This is a genomic window from Pseudomonas sp. HN2-3 (genome assembly GCF_020691745.1).
GTDB lineage: Bacteria > Pseudomonadota > Gammaproteobacteria > Pseudomonadales > Pseudomonadaceae > Aquipseudomonas > Aquipseudomonas capeferrum.
The window spans coordinates 1025054-1041259 of record NZ_CP085704.1 but is presented as its reverse complement, the minus strand read 5'-3'; the positions used below and the strand labels follow the sequence as shown (position 1 = coordinate 1041259).

The window sequence follows — 16206 nt, the reverse complement described above, 5'->3', positions numbered from 1 at the left end:
CTCAGTTCCCCTTGGCTTGGGTCAGGATACGGTATTCGGCGCTGCGGGCGTGGGCCGTCAGCGACTCGCCACGGGCCAGGACCGAGGCGGTGTGGCCCAGCTCGGACGCGCCCTGCTCGGAGCAGAAGATGATCGACGAACGTTTCTGGAAGTCATACACCCCCAGTGGCGAAGAAAAGCGCGCAGTGCCGGACGTCGGCAGCACATGGTTGGGGCCTGCGCAGTAGTCACCCAGCGCTTCGCTGGTGTGGCGGCCCATGAAGATCGCGCCGGCGTGGCGGATCTGCGGCAGCCAGGCTTGCGGGTCTGCGACCGACAGCTCCAGGTGCTCGGGGGCGATCCGGTTGGCCACTTCGATGGCCTGCTGCATGTCACGCACCTGGATCAGCGCGCCGCGGCCATTGACCGACTTCTCGATGATCTCGGCGCGCTCCATGGTCGGCAGCAGCTTGTCGATGCTGGCGGCGACGCGGTCGAGGAACTCGGCATCCGGGCTGACCAGGATGGCCTGGGCGTCTTCATCGTGCTCGGCCTGGGAGAACAGGTCCATGGCGATCCAGTCCGGGTCGGTCTGGCCGTCACACACCACGAGAATTTCCGAAGGGCCGGCGATCATGTCGATACCGACCTGGCCGAACACGTGGCGCTTGGCAGTCGCCACATAAATGTTGCCGGGGCCGACGATCTTGTCCACCTGCGGCACGCTCTCGGTGCCATACGCCAGGGCGGCGACGGCCTGGGCACCGCCGACGGTGAACACGCGGTCGACACCGGCAATGCAGGCTGCTGCCAGGACCAGTTCATTGACCTCGCCACGCGGGGTCGGTACCACCATCACCACCTCGGTCACACCTGCGACCTTGGCCGGGATAGCGTTCATCAGCACCGAGGACGGGTACGACGCCTTGCCGCCGGGCACATACAGGCCGGCGCGGTCCAGCGGCGTGACCTTCTGGCCCAGCACGGTGCCGTCGGCTTCGGTGTACTGCCACGAGTCCTGCTTCTGCCGCTCGTGGTAGATACGCACACGGTTGGCGGCCTTTTCCAGGGCCTCACGCTGCGCCGGGGTGATGCGGGTCAGCGCCAGCTCAAGGCGCTCACGGCCCAGGATCAGGTCTTCGATGCGGGTGGCCTGAACACCATCGAAACGCTGGGTGAACTCCACCAGCGCCGCATCGCCACGCTCGCGCACGGCCTTGATGATGTCGAGCACGCGCTGGTTGACCGCGTCATCAGACACACTTTCCCAGCTCAGCAGATGATCCAGATGTCGGGCGAAATCCGGATCAGCGGCGTTGAGACGGGCAATTGCAGTGGACACGGTCATGGCGAGGGCCTCGATTATTAGCGAATGCTCAGGCGCCCTAGGCTACCAGTCCATCCGCGCGGGCACCTGAGAAAAGTGGCTATGACGCGGATAGACGGGCGCGACAGCGGAGGTCGCGCGCAGGAGGTAGAGAGTCTTAGCCGCGGTGTCGCGATTCGACAGCTTTGCGCAGGGTGTCGATCAGGCTCTGGATCCGGGCATGCTGCATCTTCATGGAGGCTTTGTTGACCACCAGGCGCGAACTGATCGTGGCGATCATTTCCTGTGGCTCCAGGCCATTGGCGCGCAGGGTGTTGCCGGTGTCGACCACGTCGATGATCTTGTCGGCGAGGTTGATCAGCGGGGCCAGCTCCATCGAGCCATACAGCTTGATGATATCGACCTGACGGCCTTGCTCGGCGTAGTAACGCTTGGCAACGTTGACGAACTTGGTGGCTACGCGCAGGCGGCCCTTGGGCTCGGGTGCACCAACCACGCCAGCGGTCATCAACTTGCAGCAGGCGATCTGCAGGTCCAGCGGCTCGTACAGGCCCTGGCCGCCGTACTCCATCAGCACGTCCTTGCCAGCCACACCCAGGTCGGCGGCACCATGCTCGACATAGGTCGGCACGTCGGTGGCACGCACGATCAGCAGGCGCACGTCGTCCTGCGTAGTGGGGATGATCAGTTTACGGCTCTTGTCCGGGTTCTCGGTCGGCACGATACCGGCCTCGGCCAGCAATGGCAGGGTATCGTCGAGAATTCGGCCTTTGGATAGCGCGATGGTCAACATGGGAAACGTCGGTCCTTAAGCGGCTACTGCCGACCGGGCGTTAAGCCCGGTCGCATACAATTCGTGTGTGGGAGCGGGCTCGCCCCGCGAACACCGGCAAAGCCGGTGCCATAACCGCGGTGGCTGCTTCGCGGGGCAAGCCCGCTCCCACACCCTGCCCCTGCAGACTCTTAACCCGGTACGCGACGGATCTTCGCGCCCAGCATCTGCAGTTTTTCTTCGATGCACTCGTAACCACGGTCGATGTGGTAGATGCGATCGATCAGGGTATCGCCATCGGCAACCAGTGCCGACAGCACCAAGCTGGCCGAAGCACGCAGGTCGGTGGCCATTACCGGTGCACCTTTGAGCGCCTTGACGCCCGTGACGATGGCCGTGTTGCCTTCGACCTGGATCTGCGCGCCCATGCGGTGCATTTCGTAGACGTGCATGAAGCGGTTTTCGAAGATCGTCTCGATCACCGCGCCAGTGCCTTCGGCGATGGCGTTGAGCGAGATGAACTGCGCCTGCATGTCGGTCGGGAACGCCGGGTAAGGCGCGGTACGCAGGTTCACAGCCTTGGGCCGCTTGCCGTGCATGTCCAGCTCGATCCAGTCTTCGCCGGTGTTGATGTCGGCGCCCGCTTCCTTGAGTTTTTCCAGTACTGCTTCAAGGATGGTCGGGTCGGTGTCCTTGACCTTGACGCGGCCACCGGTGACGGCAGCGGCGACCAGGTAGGTACCGGTCTCGATACGGTCTGGCATGACCCGGTAGGTGGCCGAGTGAAGGCGCTCGACGCCATCGATGGTGATGGTGTCGGTGCCGGCGCCCTGAATCTTGCCGCCCATGGCGTTGATGAAGTTGGCCAGGTCGACCACTTCAGGCTCGCGCGCGGCGTTTTGCAGTACGCTGCGACCCTTGGCCAGGGCTGCGGCCATCATGATGTTCTCGGTACCGGTCACACTGACGGTATCGAAGAAGAAGTGCGCACCGCGCAAGCCACCTTCAGGGGCCTTGGCCTTGATGTAGCCGGCTTCGACTTCGATCTTCGCACCCATGGCTTCCAGGCCACGGATGTGCAGGTCGACAGGGCGCGAGCCGATGGCGCAACCGCCAGGCAGAGCCACTTCGGCCTCGCCGAAGCGCGCGACCATAGGGCCCAGCACCAGGATCGAGGCGCGCATGGTCTTGACCAGCTCGTACGGCGCGACCAGCGTCTTGATGGTACGCGGGTCGATTTCCACCGACAGCTTCTCGTCGATCACAGGCTCGATGCCCATGCGCCCGAACAGCTCGATCATAGTGGTGATGTCGTGCAGGTGCGGCAGGTTGCCCACGGTGACCGGGCCGTCAGCCAGCAGGGTCGCCGCCAGAATCGGCAGGGCCGCGTTCTTCGCGCCCGAAATGCGGATCTCGCCGTCAAGGCGAGCACCGCCAGTAATAATCAGTTTGTCCATTGGAGTCTCGCCGCCAAGTTGGCTCAGGTGCGCTCAGCCCAGGCTGCGCTGCTGAAAAATTTCATGGTTACCGCATGGATGCTGCCATTGGCGATCCAGGGATTAAGGTGAGCATAGATCGCCTGTTGACGCTTGACCGGGCTCAGGCCAGCCAACTCGTCGCTGATCACGTTCAACTGGAAGTTGCAGCCTTCGCCTTCAACTTCGACCCGGGATCCCGGCAATTTTTCTTCAAGGAAGCTTTTAACTTCTACGGCCTGCATGCTCAACCTCAATCGGCGCCCGATGCGCACGGGTCGGCCATCATACAAAAAAGCCCCTCGCCTGCGAAGCCCACTGAAGGTTTGCGCTGACCGAGGGGCCATCCATCCGTGTCAGGCCATCAGCTGGCCAGCACTTCATCGAGGTCGTAGACCTCGGCAATCTCCCGCATGTCTTCGGGCATTCCACGCACTTCGCAGACCTTGCCAGTGGCCTGGCCATCGCGGATGAACGCCAGCAGCAGCGACAGGCCGACGCTCGACGACTTGTCCACCGCCGAGCAATCGAGGATCAGGCGCGGCTCTTTGGAAGCCTCGACCAGCGCCTTGCCTTGCTTGCGCAAGGCCGGGCCACTGCGATAGTCCAGCACGCCTGCCAGGCGCAGTACGCCCGGCTCGGCCATGCTTACGCCGGTTTCACTCATTTCACGACCTTATCGGACGATTGATCGGCTTCCTGCTTGGCCTTGGCCACTTCGCCTGCCCAGCCGTCGATGGTTTTATCCAGGTCGTTGCCGTTGCGCTGCATGGCGTCGGAGAACTGGTCACGGAACAGCTTGCCGATGTTGATGCCGTTGACGATGACGTTACGCACCTTCCACTCGCCGGCGATGTTCTCCAGGGTGTACTGCACCGGATACACGGCACCGTTGTTGCCCGTCACCTTCATGCCGACGCTGGCACGCTTGCCGTCATCGACCTTGGCAGGATCGACGACGATGCCCTGGTTGTTGTATTCCAGCAGGGCGTTGCCATAGAACTGCATCAGGCTGCGCTTGAAGTTTTCCTGGAAGCGCTGCATCTGCTCAGGCGTGGCCTTGCGCGAGTACTTGACGGTCATGATGCTGCGCGAAATACCGTCAGCGTCGACCACCGGGCCGAGGATGCGGTTGAGCGCATCGTAGAAGGCGCTGGGGTTGGACTTGTACTGCTCCTTGTTGGCCTTGAGGTCACCCAGCAGTTCGTTGGTCGTGCCTTGAACCACCTCGTGGGGCGTCTGTGCCGCCAGGGTCAGCAGGGGGAAGGCCGCCAGCAGGACCAGCAGGCCACGTCGCAGGATCGAAATCATGGAAACTCCTTAATTAGCCGGTTGCGCTTCTTTCGGTTCCTTGCCAACGGAGTTGAGCAGGAACTTGCCAATCAGATCTTCCAGCACCAGGGCCGACTGGGTGTCGTGGATGGTCGCGCCATCCTTGAGCACCTGATCTTCGCCGCCCACGCTGATGCCGATGTACTTCTCGCCCAGCAACCCGGCGGTCAGGATCGAGGCAGTGGAGTCGGTCGGCAGGTTGTCGACGGTCTTGTCCAGCTGCAGCGTCACCCGACCGGTGTAGGAATCACGGTCCAGATCGATGGCGGTGACCTTGCCGATCGTCACACCGGCCATGGTCACTTTAGCTCTGACCGTCAAACCGGCGATATTGTCGAAGTACGCATAAACTTTGTAGGTATCACTGCTCGGGCTGGCCGACAGCCCGCTGACACGCAGGGCCAGCAGCAGCAGCGCCAGGATCCCGGCCAGGAGGAACAGGCCGACACCGATTTCCAGGGTGCGGTTTTGCATCAGAAATCTCCAAACATCAAGGCGGTCAGAATAAAGTCCAGACCCAGGACTGCCAACGAGGCATAGACCACGGTCTTGGTGGTGGCGCGGCTGATCCCTTCTGAGGTGGGCTCACAGTCGTACCCCTGGAACACGGCAATCCAGGTGGTGACGAAGGCGAACACCAGGCTCTTGATCAAGCCGTTCAACACGTCGTCGGTAAAGGAAACACTGTTCTGCATGTTGGCCCAGAACGAGCCCTCGTACACGCCCAGCCAGTCGACTGCGACCCACGAACCACCCCAGATGCCGACCACGCTGAAGATCAGCGCCAACAGCGGCAGCGAGATGAAACCGGCCCACAATCGCGGCGCGATGATGTACTTGAGCGGGTCGACGCCAATCATCTCGAGGCTAGACAACTGCTCGGTGGACTTCATGTTGCCGATCTCGGCGGTCAGCGCGGAGCCCGCACGGCCAGCGAACAGCAAGGCGGTCACCACCGGCCCGAGCTCACGCAGCAGGGTCAAGGCAACCATCTGCCCGACCGCCTGCTCCGAACCGTACTTGGTCAGGATGCTGTAACCCTGCAGCGCCAGCACCATGCCGATGAACACACCGGACACGGCAACGATCGCCAGCGACAGCACGCCCACCGAATACAGCTGCTTGGTCAGCAGCTGGAAACCACCGCCAATGCCGCCACGCCCGACCAGCGCGTGAAACAGGAACAGGCAGGAACGCCCGAGCACCGCCACCACGTCGATCGCCGAGCGACCGAACAGGCGAACACGTTCGAGTAAGGATTTTCTGCGCATCAACGCGCCCCCAGCAGGTCGGCGCGGTAATCAGGCGCGGGAAAGTGGAAGGGTACCGGACCGTCCGGATCGCCCTTCATGAACTGGCGAATACGCGGGTTGTCCGAGCCCATCAGTTCGTCGGGCGTGCCCTGCCCCAGCACCTGACCATCACCGACCACGTAGATATAGTCGGCAATGCTGGCGGTTTCGGCCAGGTCGTGGGAAACGACAATGCTGGTGATGCCCAGTGCATCGTTGAGCAGGCGGATCAGGCGCACCAATACGCCCATGGCGATCGGGTCCTGGCCGACGAACGGCTCGTCATACATCAGGATCTGCGGGTCCAGGGCAATCGCACGGGCCAACGCCACCCGGCGCTTCATGCCACCGGACAGCTCGTCGGGCATCAGGTCGATGGCTCCGCGCAGGCCCACGGCCTGCAGCTTCATCAGCACGATGTCACGGATCATTTCTTCCGACAGCTGGGTATGCACGCGCAGCGGGAAGGCGACGTTCTCGAACACATCGAGGTCAGTGAACAGCGCGCCACTCTGAAACAGCACGCCCATCTGCTTGCGCGCGTCGAACAGGTCGCTGCGCGACAGCGTCGGCAGATTCTGCCCCGCTACCCACACCTCACCACCGGACGGGCGCAACTGCGCGCCCATCAGGCGTAGCAACGTGGTCTTGCCGCAACCCGATGGCCCCATGATGCCGGTGACCTTGCCGCGCGGGATGCGGATGTCGACATTGCTGAAAATGCTGCGCGAACCGCGCTTGAAGGATACCCCCTTCAACTCGACCGCGTAGGCGCTATCCACACTCATCTAGACTCCTTGCTAGTGCAGCCTCGTCCTAATGGACGCCGGCCCTCTTCTTGAAGGCACACGCGCCCGTGGCAGGCCGAATAGCGGCGAACTATAGCACCGCTGACAGCGCCGCCCCAAGGCCGGGGAGCGAGTCGTTCAGCCCTAAGACAGGCTTTGATGACATTCGTCACAGCAATCGAAAGGGTGAGGGTTTCTTTCATTGCGGCTATAATCGCCGCCTTTTCATCAGGCATTGCTTTTTCGACATGAGCCAATCCAGCGAGCTGATCCAATCCGCCCAACGCACCTTGCGCCTGGAACTCGAGGCCGTAGAGGCCCTGTTGGCGCGCATCGACGACAATTTCGTCAAGGCCTGCGAACTGATCCTGGCAAGCACGGGCCGGGTCGTCGTGGTCGGCATGGGCAAGTCCGGGCACATCGGCAACAAGATCGCCGCCACCCTGGCCAGCACTGGCACGCCTGCGTTTTTCGTGCATCCGGCCGAGGCCAGCCATGGCGACATGGGCATGATCACCCGCGACGATGTCATCCTGGCCCTGTCGAACTCCGGCAGCACCGCCGAAATCGTCACACTGCTGCCCTTGATCAAGCGCCTGGGCATCAAGCTGATCAGCCTCACCGGCAACCCTGATTCGCCCCTGGCCCAGGCCGCCGAGGTCAACCTCGACGCCCGTGTTGCCCAGGAGGCCTGCCCGCTGAACCTGGCGCCGACCTCCTCCACCACGGCATCGCTGGTACTGGGCGATGCCCTGGCGATCGCCCTGCTCGAAGCCCGCGGCTTCACTGCCGAGGACTTCGCCTTCTCGCACCCCGGTGGCGCGCTGGGCCGTCGCCTGCTGCTCAAGGTCGAGAATGTCATGCACACCGGCGACGAACTGCCCCAGGTGGCACGCGGCACCCTGCTCAAGGACGCACTCCTTGAAATGTCCCGCAAAGGCCTGGGCATGACCGTGATCGTCGAAGCCAATGGCACCCTGGCCGGGGTGTTCACCGACGGCGACCTGCGCCGCAGCCTCGATCGCAATATCGACGTGCACACCACGCTGATCGACGACGTGATGACCGTGCACGGCAAGACTGCCCGCGCCGAGATGCTCGCTGCCGAAGCCCTGAAGATCATGGAAGACCACAAGATCGGCGCCCTGGTGGTCGTGGACCGCGACGACCGGCCGACCGGTGCCCTTAACATGCACGATCTGCTGCGCGCCGGAGTGATGTAAATGAACCAGAACCTCATGCAACGGGGCAAGGCCATCAAGCTGGCGGTGTTCGACGTCGACGGCGTGCTCACCGACGGTCGCCTTTATTTCCTCGAAGATGGCAGCGAATTCAAGACCTTCAACACCCTCGATGGCCAGGGCATCAAGATGCTCATGGCCTCGGGCGTAACCACCGCAATCATCAGCGGGCGCAAGACCCCGGTGGTCGAGCGCCGCGCGAAGAACCTCGGTATTCCTCACCTTTTCCAGGGCCGCGAGGACAAATTGGTGGTTCTTGACGGCCTGCTCGCCGAACTGGGCCTAAGCTATGATCAGGTCGCCTATCTGGGCGACGACCTGCCAGACTTGCCGGTGATTCGCCGCGTGGGCCTGGGCATGGCGGTAGCCAACGCCGCGCCGTTCGTTCGCCAGCACGCCCAGGGCGTGACCCAGGCGCGCGGCGGCGAAGGGGCCGCCCGTGAATTCTGCGAACTGATCATGCAGGCCCAGGGCACCCTGGACGCTGCCAACGCCAACTACCTGTAAGGCTGCCCATGTTCAGCAAGAAAGTCCGCAACTTTGCGCTGCTCGGGGTCATCGCCGCCCTGCTGGTGGCGATCGGCTACTGGAACGTCAGCCCGGAAAGCTTCCTCGACAAGCCGGTGAGCCAGGTCGACGATAGCGCTATCGACTACTACGCGACCAACGCCCACAGCCTGCAATTCTTGCCCGACGGCAAACTGCAGTATGAAATGACCGCCGACAAGGTCGAGCACCTCAAGGCCAGCGAAATCACCCTGCTGACCACGCCCGACCTGCATATGTACCGCGGCACCGAGTACCCATGGCACGTGCAGAGCGCCCGCGCCGAGGTCAATCCGGACGGTACCGAGGTCGAGCTGATCGACCAGGTACGCGTTGCCCGCATCGACGAAAAGCAGCGTGAGACCATCATTACCAGCTCACGCATGACCGTGTTCCCGCAGAAGCAATATGCGCAGACCGAGCAAGCCGTTAGAATCGACGGCGCCGGTGGCACAACTACGGGCAAAGGAATGAAAGCGTATTTGAAAGAAGGCAGGATGGACCTGCTCTCTAACGTAAGAGGACAGTATGAGGCTCGTTAAAACCCTCCCCCTTTTGCTCAGCCTGAGCGCAGCACTGGGAAGCGCGAGCGCCTTCGCACTGCCGAACGACCGTGATCAGCCGATCCGTATCCAGGCCGACAATGCCCATCTGGACGACAAGCAGGGTGTGGCCACCTACACCGGCGATGTGATCATCACCCAGGGCTCGATGAAAATCACTGGCAACACCGTGACCATCACCCGCTCCGCCACCGGCGATATCGACGTGGTGACCTCGGTAGGCAACCTGGCCTACTTCGAGCAGCAACAGAGCGCCGCCAAGCCGGACAAGATGAAGGGCTGGGGTGTGACTATCCAGTACCAGTCGCAGAAGGACCTGGTGATCCTCACCGACCGCGCCAAGGTCGAAAACGAAGGCAACACCACCGAAGGCGAGAAAATCGTCTACAACACCCAGACCCAGGTGGCGACCGCCGGTCGCGGTGGCAACGTGACTACACCGCGTCAGCGTATCGACATGGTGATCCAGCCCAAGAAGAAGGCCGAGTAAATGGCAACCCTTAAAGCCCAGCACCTGGCCAAGAGCTACAAGGGTCGGCAGGTCGTGCGCGATGTCAGCCTGTCGATCGACAGTGGCCAGATCGTCGGCCTGCTCGGCCCCAACGGCGCCGGCAAGACCACCTGCTTCTACATGATCGTCGGCCTGGTCCAGGCTGAGCAAGGGCGCGTGCTGATCGACAACCTCGATGTCAGCCACCAGCCCATGCACGGTCGCGCCCGCGCCGGTATCGGCTACCTGCCGCAGGAAGCTTCGATCTTCCGCAAGCTGTCGGTGGCCGACAACATCATGGCGATCCTCGAGACCCGCAAGGAACTCGACCGCGACGGCCGCCGCAAGGAGCTGGAAAGCCTGCTGCAGGAGTTCCATATCAGCCACATCCGCGACAACCTCGGCATGAGCCTCTCGGGTGGCGAACGCCGCCGCGTCGAGATCGCCCGGGCCTTGGCAACCGCACCGAAGTTCATCCTGCTGGACGAACCCTTCGCGGGTGTCGACCCGATTTCGGTCGGCGACATCAAGCAGATCATCCACCATCTCAAGGCCAAGGGCATCGGTGTACTGATCACCGACCACAACGTGCGCGAGACCTTGGATATCTGCGAAACCGCTTATATCGTCAATGATGGCCGACTGATCGCCGAAGGCGATGCCGAGACCATCCTGGCCAACGACCTGGTCAAAGAGGTTTACCTGGGTCACGAGTTCCGACTCTGACCCCGGGACGCACCTGGAGCACCGGCAAATAACCCTTGACGGGGTTTAAGTTGTTACGGTGCTCTAGGCAAACGCTACAATTTAAGGCATAAAACTTGCTTGAATTTGGCGCTCCGGCGCCCTCGTGTAGTGGATGGCGCATGCGCGCCGGCGAACAAGGTATTAAGCCCCTGCCATGAAACCATCGCTCGTCCTAAAAATGGGCCAGCAACTGACGATGACTCCTCAGTTGCAACAGGCCATCCGCCTCCTCCAGCTGTCCACCCTGGACCTCCAACAGGAAATCCAGGAAGCGCTGGAGTCGAACCCGATGCTCGAACGTCAGGAAGACGGCGAGGACTTCGACAATAGCGACCCGATGGCCGATAACGCCGAGAGCAAACCGGCCGCCGAAGCCCAGGACAACAGCTTCCAGGAAAGCACCGCCAGTGCCGAAAACCTGGAAGACGGTGAGTGGAGCGAGCGCATCCCCAACGAGCTGCCGGTCGACACCGCCTGGGAAGACATCTACCAGACCAGCGCCAGCAGCCTGCCAAGCAACGATGACGACGAGTGGGACTTCACCACCCGCACATCGGCCGGCGAGAGCCTGCAAAGCCACCTGCTGTGGCAGCTGAACCTGGCGCCGATGTCCGATACCGATCGCCTGATCGCCGTCACTCTGATCGACAGCATCAATGGCCAGGGCTACCTGGAAGACACCCTGGAGGAGATCTGCGCCGGTTTCGACCCTGAACTGGATATCGAGCTGGACGAGGTCGAAGCGGTCTTGCACCGCATCCAGCAGTTCGAGCCTGCCGGCGTCGGTGCACGCAACCTCGGCGAATGCCTGCTGTTGCAACTGCGTCAGCTACCGGCCAGCACCCCCTGGATGGCCGAGGCCAAGCGCCTGGTCACCGACTTCATCGACCTGCTGGGTGGCCGCGACTACAGCCAGCTGATGCGGCGCATGAAGATCAAGGAAGACGAACTGCGCCAGGTCATCGAACTGGTGCAAAGCCTCAACCCGCGCCCCGGTTCACAGATCGAATCGAGCGAGCCCGAGTACGTCGTGCCCGACGTCATCGTGCGCAAGGACAGTGAGCGCTGGCTGGTCGAGCTGAACCAGGAGGCGATCCCGCGGCTGCGCGTCAACCCGCAGTACGCAGGCTTTGTCAGACGCGCCGACACCAGCGCCGACAACACCTTCATGCGCAACCAGCTGCAGGAAGCGCGCTGGTTCATCAAGAGCCTGCAGAGCCGCAACGAAACGCTGATGAAGGTCGCCACGCAGATCGTCGAGCATCAGCGCGGTTTTCTCGACCATGGCGACGAAGCGATGAAGCCCTTGGTGCTGCATGACATTGCCGAAGCGGTGGGCATGCACGAGTCGACCATTTCGCGGGTCACCACGCAGAAATACATGCACACGCCCCGCGGTATCTACGAACTGAAATACTTTTTCTCAAGCCATGTGAGCACCGCCGAAGGCGGAGAATGCTCGTCCACGGCGATCCGCGCGATCATCAAGAAACTGGTTGCGGCGGAAAATCAGAAAAAGCCATTGAGTGACAGCAAGATCGCTGGTTTACTGGAGGCACAAGGCATCCAGGTAGCCCGTCGCACCGTCGCCAAGTACCGCGAGTCTCTCGGCATCGCACCGTCGAGCGAGCGCAAGCGACTGATGTAGCCCCTGGTATGTGCCACAGCATTTGCGGGGCAGGTGCAAGACCTGCCTCTTTATGATGCACGGGCAACAAAGGAGAAGCTGTATGCAAGTCAACATCAGTGGACACCATGTAGAAGTCACCCCGCCGCTGCGCGACTATATCGAGCAGAAACTCAAGCGCCTGGAGGGTCACTTCGACAAGATTACCAACGTGCAGGTCATCATGAAGGTCGAGAAGCTGCAGCAGAAGGTCGAAGCGACCCTGCAGATTCCTGGCGGTGAAGTGGTCGCCAACGCGGAACACGAAGACATGTATGCAGCGATCGACGCCTTGGCCGACAAGCTCGACCGCCAACTGAAAAAACACAAGGAAAAACAGCAAAGCCTGCTGCAAGGCACGGCTGCCCGCTGATCCCCCTCATCCATGATCCGACTTGAAACCATCCTGACCCCCGGCCGTTCCCTCGTGAACGTGCCGGGCGGCAGTAAGAAGCGCGCCCTCGAAAAGGTCGCCACTGTCATCGCCGACCAAGTGCCAGAACTGGAGATGCAAGACGTCTTCGAAAAACTGGTCGCCCGTGAAAAACTCGGCTCGACCGGGTTCGGCAACGGCATCGCCATCCCCCACTGCCGGCTCGAAGGATGCACCGCCCCCGTCAGCGCCTTGCTGCACCTGGAGGCACCGATCGACTACGACGCCATCGATGGCGCACCCGTGGACCTGCTGTTCGTCCTGCTGGTGCCCGAAGCTGCCACCGATGCGCACCTGGAACTGCTGCGCCAGATTGCCAGCATGCTCGATCGCAAAGAGGTTCGTGATCGTCTGCGTGCAGCCAGCAGTAACGAGGCCCTGTACCAGGTTGTCCTGGACGTCCAGAGCGAGCCCTGAACATGCGTCTGATCATCGTTAGCGGCCGGTCCGGCTCCGGCAAGAGCACCGCCCTCGATGTGCTGGAAGACAACGGTTTCTATTGCATCGACAACCTGCCCGCCGGCCTGCTACCGCAGCTGGCGGAAAACGCGTTGATCAATACCGAGTTGCTGCAACCCAAGGTCGCTGTGTCGATTGACGCGCGCAACCTGCCCAGCCACTTGTCGCGTTTCCCCGAACTGCTCGAAGAGGCCCGAGCGCGGCACATCCAATGCGACGTGCTGTACCTGGACGCCGACGAAGATACGCTGCTCAAACGCTTCTCCGAGACGCGCCGGCGCCACCCGCTGACCAATGCCAACCGTTCCCTGGCAGAGGCAATACGGGTCGAGAGCGACATGCTGGGGCCGATCTCCGATCTGGCTGACCTGAAAATCGACACTACCAGCCTAAACCTTTACCAACTGCGCGACTCGATCAAGCTGCGCCTGCTCAACCAGCCAGAGCCTGGCACTGCGTTTCTGGTCGAATCGTTCGGCTTCAAGCGCGGCATGCCGGTCGATGCCGACCTGGTGTTCGATGTGCGCTGCCTGCCCAACCCCTATTGGAAGCCCGAGCTGCGTGAGCACTCCGGCCTCGATCAGCCGGTGATCGACTACCTCGCCGCCCAGCCGGATGTCGAAGAGATGTTCAACGACATTTCCAGCTACCTGCTCAAATGGCTGCCCCGCTTCGCCGCCAGCAACCGCGCCTACGTCACTATCGCCATCGGCTGCACCGGCGGCCATCACCGCTCGGTGTACCTGACCGAACGCCTCGGCGAGTTGCTGCAGCAATCACTGAAAAACGTCCAGGTCCGCCACCGCGACCTCTAGCCCACAGGATCCACCCCACGATGCCCGCCTGCGAAATCACCATCATCAACAAGCTGGGCCTGCATGCCCGGGCGGCAGCCAAGTTCGTCGGCGTGGCCGGGCGCTTCCCCTGCCAGGTGCGCGTGGGCCGCGCGCCCGACAAGCTGGTGGACGGCAAAAGCATCATGGCAGTGATGATGCTCGCGGCAGGCAAAGGCACCCAGGTGCACCTGCTGACCGAAGGCGAACAGGACAACGAAGCGCTGGAAGCTTTGATCGAGCTGATCAACAACTACTTCGACGAAGGCGAGTAAACCGCTCAGGACATCGCGGTATCCATCACCATCATCAGGCAGAAACCGATACACAGCCCCAGGCTGGCCAAGCGGTGATGCCCATTGCTGCGCGACTCAGGGATGATTTCCTGGGTCACCACCAACAGCATCGCTCCCGCCGCACACGCCAACCCCAACGGCAGCAGCAGTTCGGCTACGTTGACCAGCCAGGCACAGATCACCGCAGCCACGGGTTCGACCAGGCCTGAAGCGGCTCCGATCAGAAACGCCTTGAACCGCGGCATGCCCGCCCCCGCCAGCACCAGCGCTATCACCAGGCCCTCAGGCACATCCTGCAAGGCGATGCCCATGGCCAGGCTGTCGGCATCCGCCATACCGCCACCCGCCGACACGCCGATGGCCATGCCTTCAGGAATGTTGTGGGCAATGATGGCAATCACGAACAGCCAGATTCGCGCGGCGATCACTGGCTGGTTATCCGTGCCGACCAAGGCTTCCGGCGAGGCGCCGGAAACCTTGAGGTCGACCAGAAACAGGCACAAGGCGCCGAACATCAAGCCAAAGCTGATCAGGCCGCCCGCGCCCCAGGGGCTGAAGCCGATACCTTGAGCCGCTTCCAACCCCGGAATGATCAGGGAAAACGCGGTGGCCGCCAGCATCACGCCGGCGCCGAAGCCCAGCAGTGTGTCGGCCAGGGCCACCGGCATATTACGTATCACCAACACCGGTACCGCGCCCAGCGCCGTCCCCAACGCGCACAGTGCGCCCCCCTCGAGGGCGCGCAACATGCGCGGTTCCAGGCCCAGCCAGGCAATGCCCTGCGCCATCAACAGCGCAGTGCCGACCAGCAACAGCAAGGTTCCTATCGCCAGGCGAAACAGACGCACGCTGCTGACGGACAACACCTGTGAACGCATACCGGATCGACTCACTTCAAGGCTTCGAGATAACGACGTTCTACTTCCGCCCAGTCGACGACGTTGTAGAAGGCACCGATGTATTCAGGGCGACGGTTCTGGTACTTGAGGTAGTAAGCGTGTTCCCACACGTCCAACCCCAGGATCGGCGTATTACCGTGCATCAGCGGGCTGTCCTGGTTGCCGCTGCTTTCAACCACCAGCTTGTTTTCCGGGGTGACGCTGAGCCAGGCCCAACCACTGCCGAAGCGGCTCAGTGCCGCTTTGGTGAACGCGTCCTTGAAGGCGTCGAAACCACCTAGCTCGGCTTCGATTGCCTTGGCCACCTGACCGTGCGGCTGGCCGCCACCCTGTGGCGCCATCACGGTCCAGAACAGCGTGTGGTTGGCGTGGCCACCCCCTTGGTTGATCACCGCAGCCTGCAGCTTCTCTGGCAACTGCTTGACCGCGCCGACCAACTGCTCCACCGGCCACTCGGCCCATTCGGTGCCTTCGATAGCGGTGTTGAGGTTGTTGATATAGGTCTGGTGATGCTTGCTGTGGTGAATCTCCATGGTCTGGGCATCGATGTGCGGTTCCAGCGCATCGTAGGCATAGGGCAACGCAGGCAAGGTGTGTGGCATGTCAGTGGATTCCGTAAGCGTGGGGTCTGGGTGTCACGTCTGCCTTCGCGGCCAGCGCGCTGGCCTCGGGTGCGTGACGGTTGAGCAGGCGCTCGGTGCGCGGGTACTGGCCGTACTCGGCGATGAAATTCAGCAACTCGGTGTAGGTGCGCCCACTGTGGCGCAGCGCGGCATCGCGCAGCGCCTGGGGCAAGCGGGCCTCCTGGCTGGCCTGCAGCAGGCGCTGATGCGCAGAGCACAGGTAGTCGGCGCTCTCGTGCGGCTGGTTCAGGCGCAGGTGCAGGTCGGCCAGGTTGTGGTGAGCGATGACGAACACCGCCACCGCTTCGTCGACGTCATGCCAGCGCTCGAACAGCACCTGGGCCAGCGCCAGGGCTTGCAGGTAGTGTTCCCGTGCATCGACCCACTCACCTTGCTCGAACAGGTGGTTGGCCATTTCGGTGGTGCGTTTCCAGTGCTGCATGGC

The 16206-nt window shown here is 62.3% G+C and carries 22 protein-coding genes; 10 read left to right on the top strand and 12 right to left on the bottom strand.

Annotated elements, in window-relative coordinates:
• Window position 1: 1 nt before the first annotated feature.
• From hisD to LJX93_RS04685, 9 genes are all read right to left on the bottom strand, one after another.
• Complete coding sequence (gene hisD / locus LJX93_RS04725; protein ID WP_033701083.1) at window positions 2-1327, bottom strand: histidinol dehydrogenase; 1326 nt, start codon at window positions 1325-1327, stop codon at window positions 2-4.
• Window positions 1328-1463: 136 nt separating this feature from the next.
• The gene (hisG, locus tag LJX93_RS04720; protein WP_033701084.1) at window positions 1464-2099 is read right to left on the bottom strand and encodes an ATP phosphoribosyltransferase; all 636 of its coding nucleotides are present in this window, start codon (window positions 2097-2099) and stop codon (window positions 1464-1466) included.
• A gap of 170 nt (window positions 2100-2269) precedes the next feature.
• The gene (murA, locus tag LJX93_RS04715) at window positions 2270-3535 is read right to left on the bottom strand and encodes a UDP-N-acetylglucosamine 1-carboxyvinyltransferase (RefSeq protein ID WP_033701085.1); all 1266 of its coding nucleotides are present in this window, start codon (window positions 3533-3535) and stop codon (window positions 2270-2272) included.
• A 23-nt stretch (window positions 3536-3558) separates the two neighbouring features.
• Complete coding sequence (locus LJX93_RS04710; protein ID WP_003255121.1) at window positions 3559-3798, bottom strand: BolA family protein; 240 nt, start codon at window positions 3796-3798, stop codon at window positions 3559-3561.
• Window positions 3799-3917: 119 nt separating this feature from the next.
• Window positions 3918-4220 (bottom strand): lipid asymmetry maintenance protein MlaB, encoded by a 303-nt coding sequence (locus LJX93_RS04705; protein WP_033701086.1) that lies wholly within the window; start codon window positions 4218-4220, stop codon window positions 3918-3920.
• Complete coding sequence (locus LJX93_RS04700) at window positions 4217-4864, bottom strand: phospholipid-binding protein MlaC (RefSeq protein ID WP_033701088.1); 648 nt, start codon at window positions 4862-4864, stop codon at window positions 4217-4219. Before LJX93_RS04700 ends, LJX93_RS04705 begins: the two co-directional genes overlap by 4 nt.
• Window positions 4865-4873: 9 nt before the next feature.
• The gene (gene mlaD, locus LJX93_RS04695; protein ID WP_016501327.1) at window positions 4874-5359 is read right to left on the bottom strand and encodes an outer membrane lipid asymmetry maintenance protein MlaD; all 486 of its coding nucleotides are present in this window, start codon (window positions 5357-5359) and stop codon (window positions 4874-4876) included.
• Window positions 5359-6156, bottom strand: a complete 798-nt coding sequence (mlaE, locus tag LJX93_RS04690; protein ID WP_033701089.1) for a lipid asymmetry maintenance ABC transporter permease subunit MlaE — start codon at window positions 6154-6156, stop codon at window positions 5359-5361. The genes mlaD and mlaE overlap by 1 nt, the downstream gene beginning before the upstream one ends.
• Entirely contained in the window at window positions 6156-6965 is an 810-nt protein-coding gene (locus LJX93_RS04685) for an ATP-binding cassette domain-containing protein (protein ID WP_033701092.1), read from the bottom strand. The genes mlaE and LJX93_RS04685 overlap by 1 nt, the downstream gene beginning before the upstream one ends.
• Window positions 6966-7213: 248 nt before the next feature.
• Between LJX93_RS04685 and LJX93_RS04680 the strand changes: the two genes are divergently transcribed.
• From LJX93_RS04680 to LJX93_RS04635, 10 genes are all read left to right on the top strand, one after another.
• Entirely contained in the window at window positions 7214-8188 is a 975-nt protein-coding gene (locus LJX93_RS04680) for a KpsF/GutQ family sugar-phosphate isomerase (RefSeq protein ID WP_033701093.1), read from the top strand.
• Window positions 8189-8713, top strand: coding sequence for a KdsC family phosphatase (locus LJX93_RS04675; protein WP_033701094.1), 525 nt, complete (start codon window positions 8189-8191; stop codon window positions 8711-8713).
• A gap of 8 nt (window positions 8714-8721) precedes the next feature.
• Complete coding sequence (gene lptC, locus LJX93_RS04670; protein ID WP_227696793.1) at window positions 8722-9294, top strand: LPS export ABC transporter periplasmic protein LptC; 573 nt, start codon at window positions 8722-8724, stop codon at window positions 9292-9294.
• Complete coding sequence (gene lptA / locus LJX93_RS04665; RefSeq protein WP_033701097.1) at window positions 9281-9805, top strand: lipopolysaccharide transport periplasmic protein LptA; 525 nt, start codon at window positions 9281-9283, stop codon at window positions 9803-9805. Before lptC ends, lptA begins: the two co-directional genes overlap by 14 nt.
• A complete protein-coding gene (lptB, locus tag LJX93_RS04660) occupies window positions 9806-10531 on the top strand; it encodes an LPS export ABC transporter ATP-binding protein (RefSeq protein WP_033701098.1) in 726 nt (241 codons plus the stop codon).
• A 175-nt stretch (window positions 10532-10706) separates the two neighbouring features.
• Entirely contained in the window at window positions 10707-12200 is a 1494-nt protein-coding gene (locus LJX93_RS04655) for an RNA polymerase factor sigma-54 (RefSeq protein ID WP_033701099.1), read from the top strand.
• A gap of 82 nt (window positions 12201-12282) precedes the next feature.
• Entirely contained in the window at window positions 12283-12591 is a 309-nt protein-coding gene (gene hpf / locus LJX93_RS04650; RefSeq protein ID WP_033701100.1) for a ribosome hibernation-promoting factor, HPF/YfiA family, read from the top strand.
• Between the two features lie 12 nt (window positions 12592-12603).
• Window positions 12604-13068 carry a PTS IIA-like nitrogen regulatory protein PtsN gene (gene ptsN / locus LJX93_RS04645; protein WP_033701102.1) on the top strand — a complete coding sequence of 155 codons (465 nt, stop codon included), beginning with the start codon at window positions 12604-12606 and terminating at the stop codon, window positions 13066-13068.
• A gap of 2 nt (window positions 13069-13070) precedes the next feature.
• A complete protein-coding gene (gene rapZ, locus LJX93_RS04640; RefSeq protein WP_033701103.1) occupies window positions 13071-13925 on the top strand; it encodes an RNase adapter RapZ in 855 nt (284 codons plus the stop codon).
• Window positions 13926-13945: 20 nt separating this feature from the next.
• Complete coding sequence (locus tag LJX93_RS04635) at window positions 13946-14218, top strand: HPr family phosphocarrier protein (RefSeq protein WP_033701105.1); 273 nt, start codon at window positions 13946-13948, stop codon at window positions 14216-14218.
• 5 nt (window positions 14219-14223) lie between these two features.
• On the opposite strand, the gene LJX93_RS04630 is transcribed toward LJX93_RS04635, so the two are convergent.
• From LJX93_RS04630 to LJX93_RS04620, 3 genes are read right to left on the bottom strand one after another with little or no spacing between them, the layout of a single operon-like run.
• Entirely contained in the window at window positions 14224-15117 is an 894-nt protein-coding gene (locus LJX93_RS04630) for a ZIP family metal transporter (RefSeq protein WP_047581410.1), read from the bottom strand.
• Between the two features lie 11 nt (window positions 15118-15128).
• On the bottom strand, window positions 15129-15740 hold the full coding sequence (locus LJX93_RS04625; RefSeq protein ID WP_033701107.1) for a superoxide dismutase: 612 nt from the start codon (window positions 15738-15740) through the stop codon (window positions 15129-15131).
• 1 nt (window position 15741) lies between these two features.
• Window positions 15742-16203 (bottom strand): hypothetical protein, encoded by a 462-nt coding sequence (locus LJX93_RS04620; RefSeq protein ID WP_033701108.1) that lies wholly within the window; start codon window positions 16201-16203, stop codon window positions 15742-15744.
• Window positions 16204-16206 lie beyond the last annotated feature (3 nt).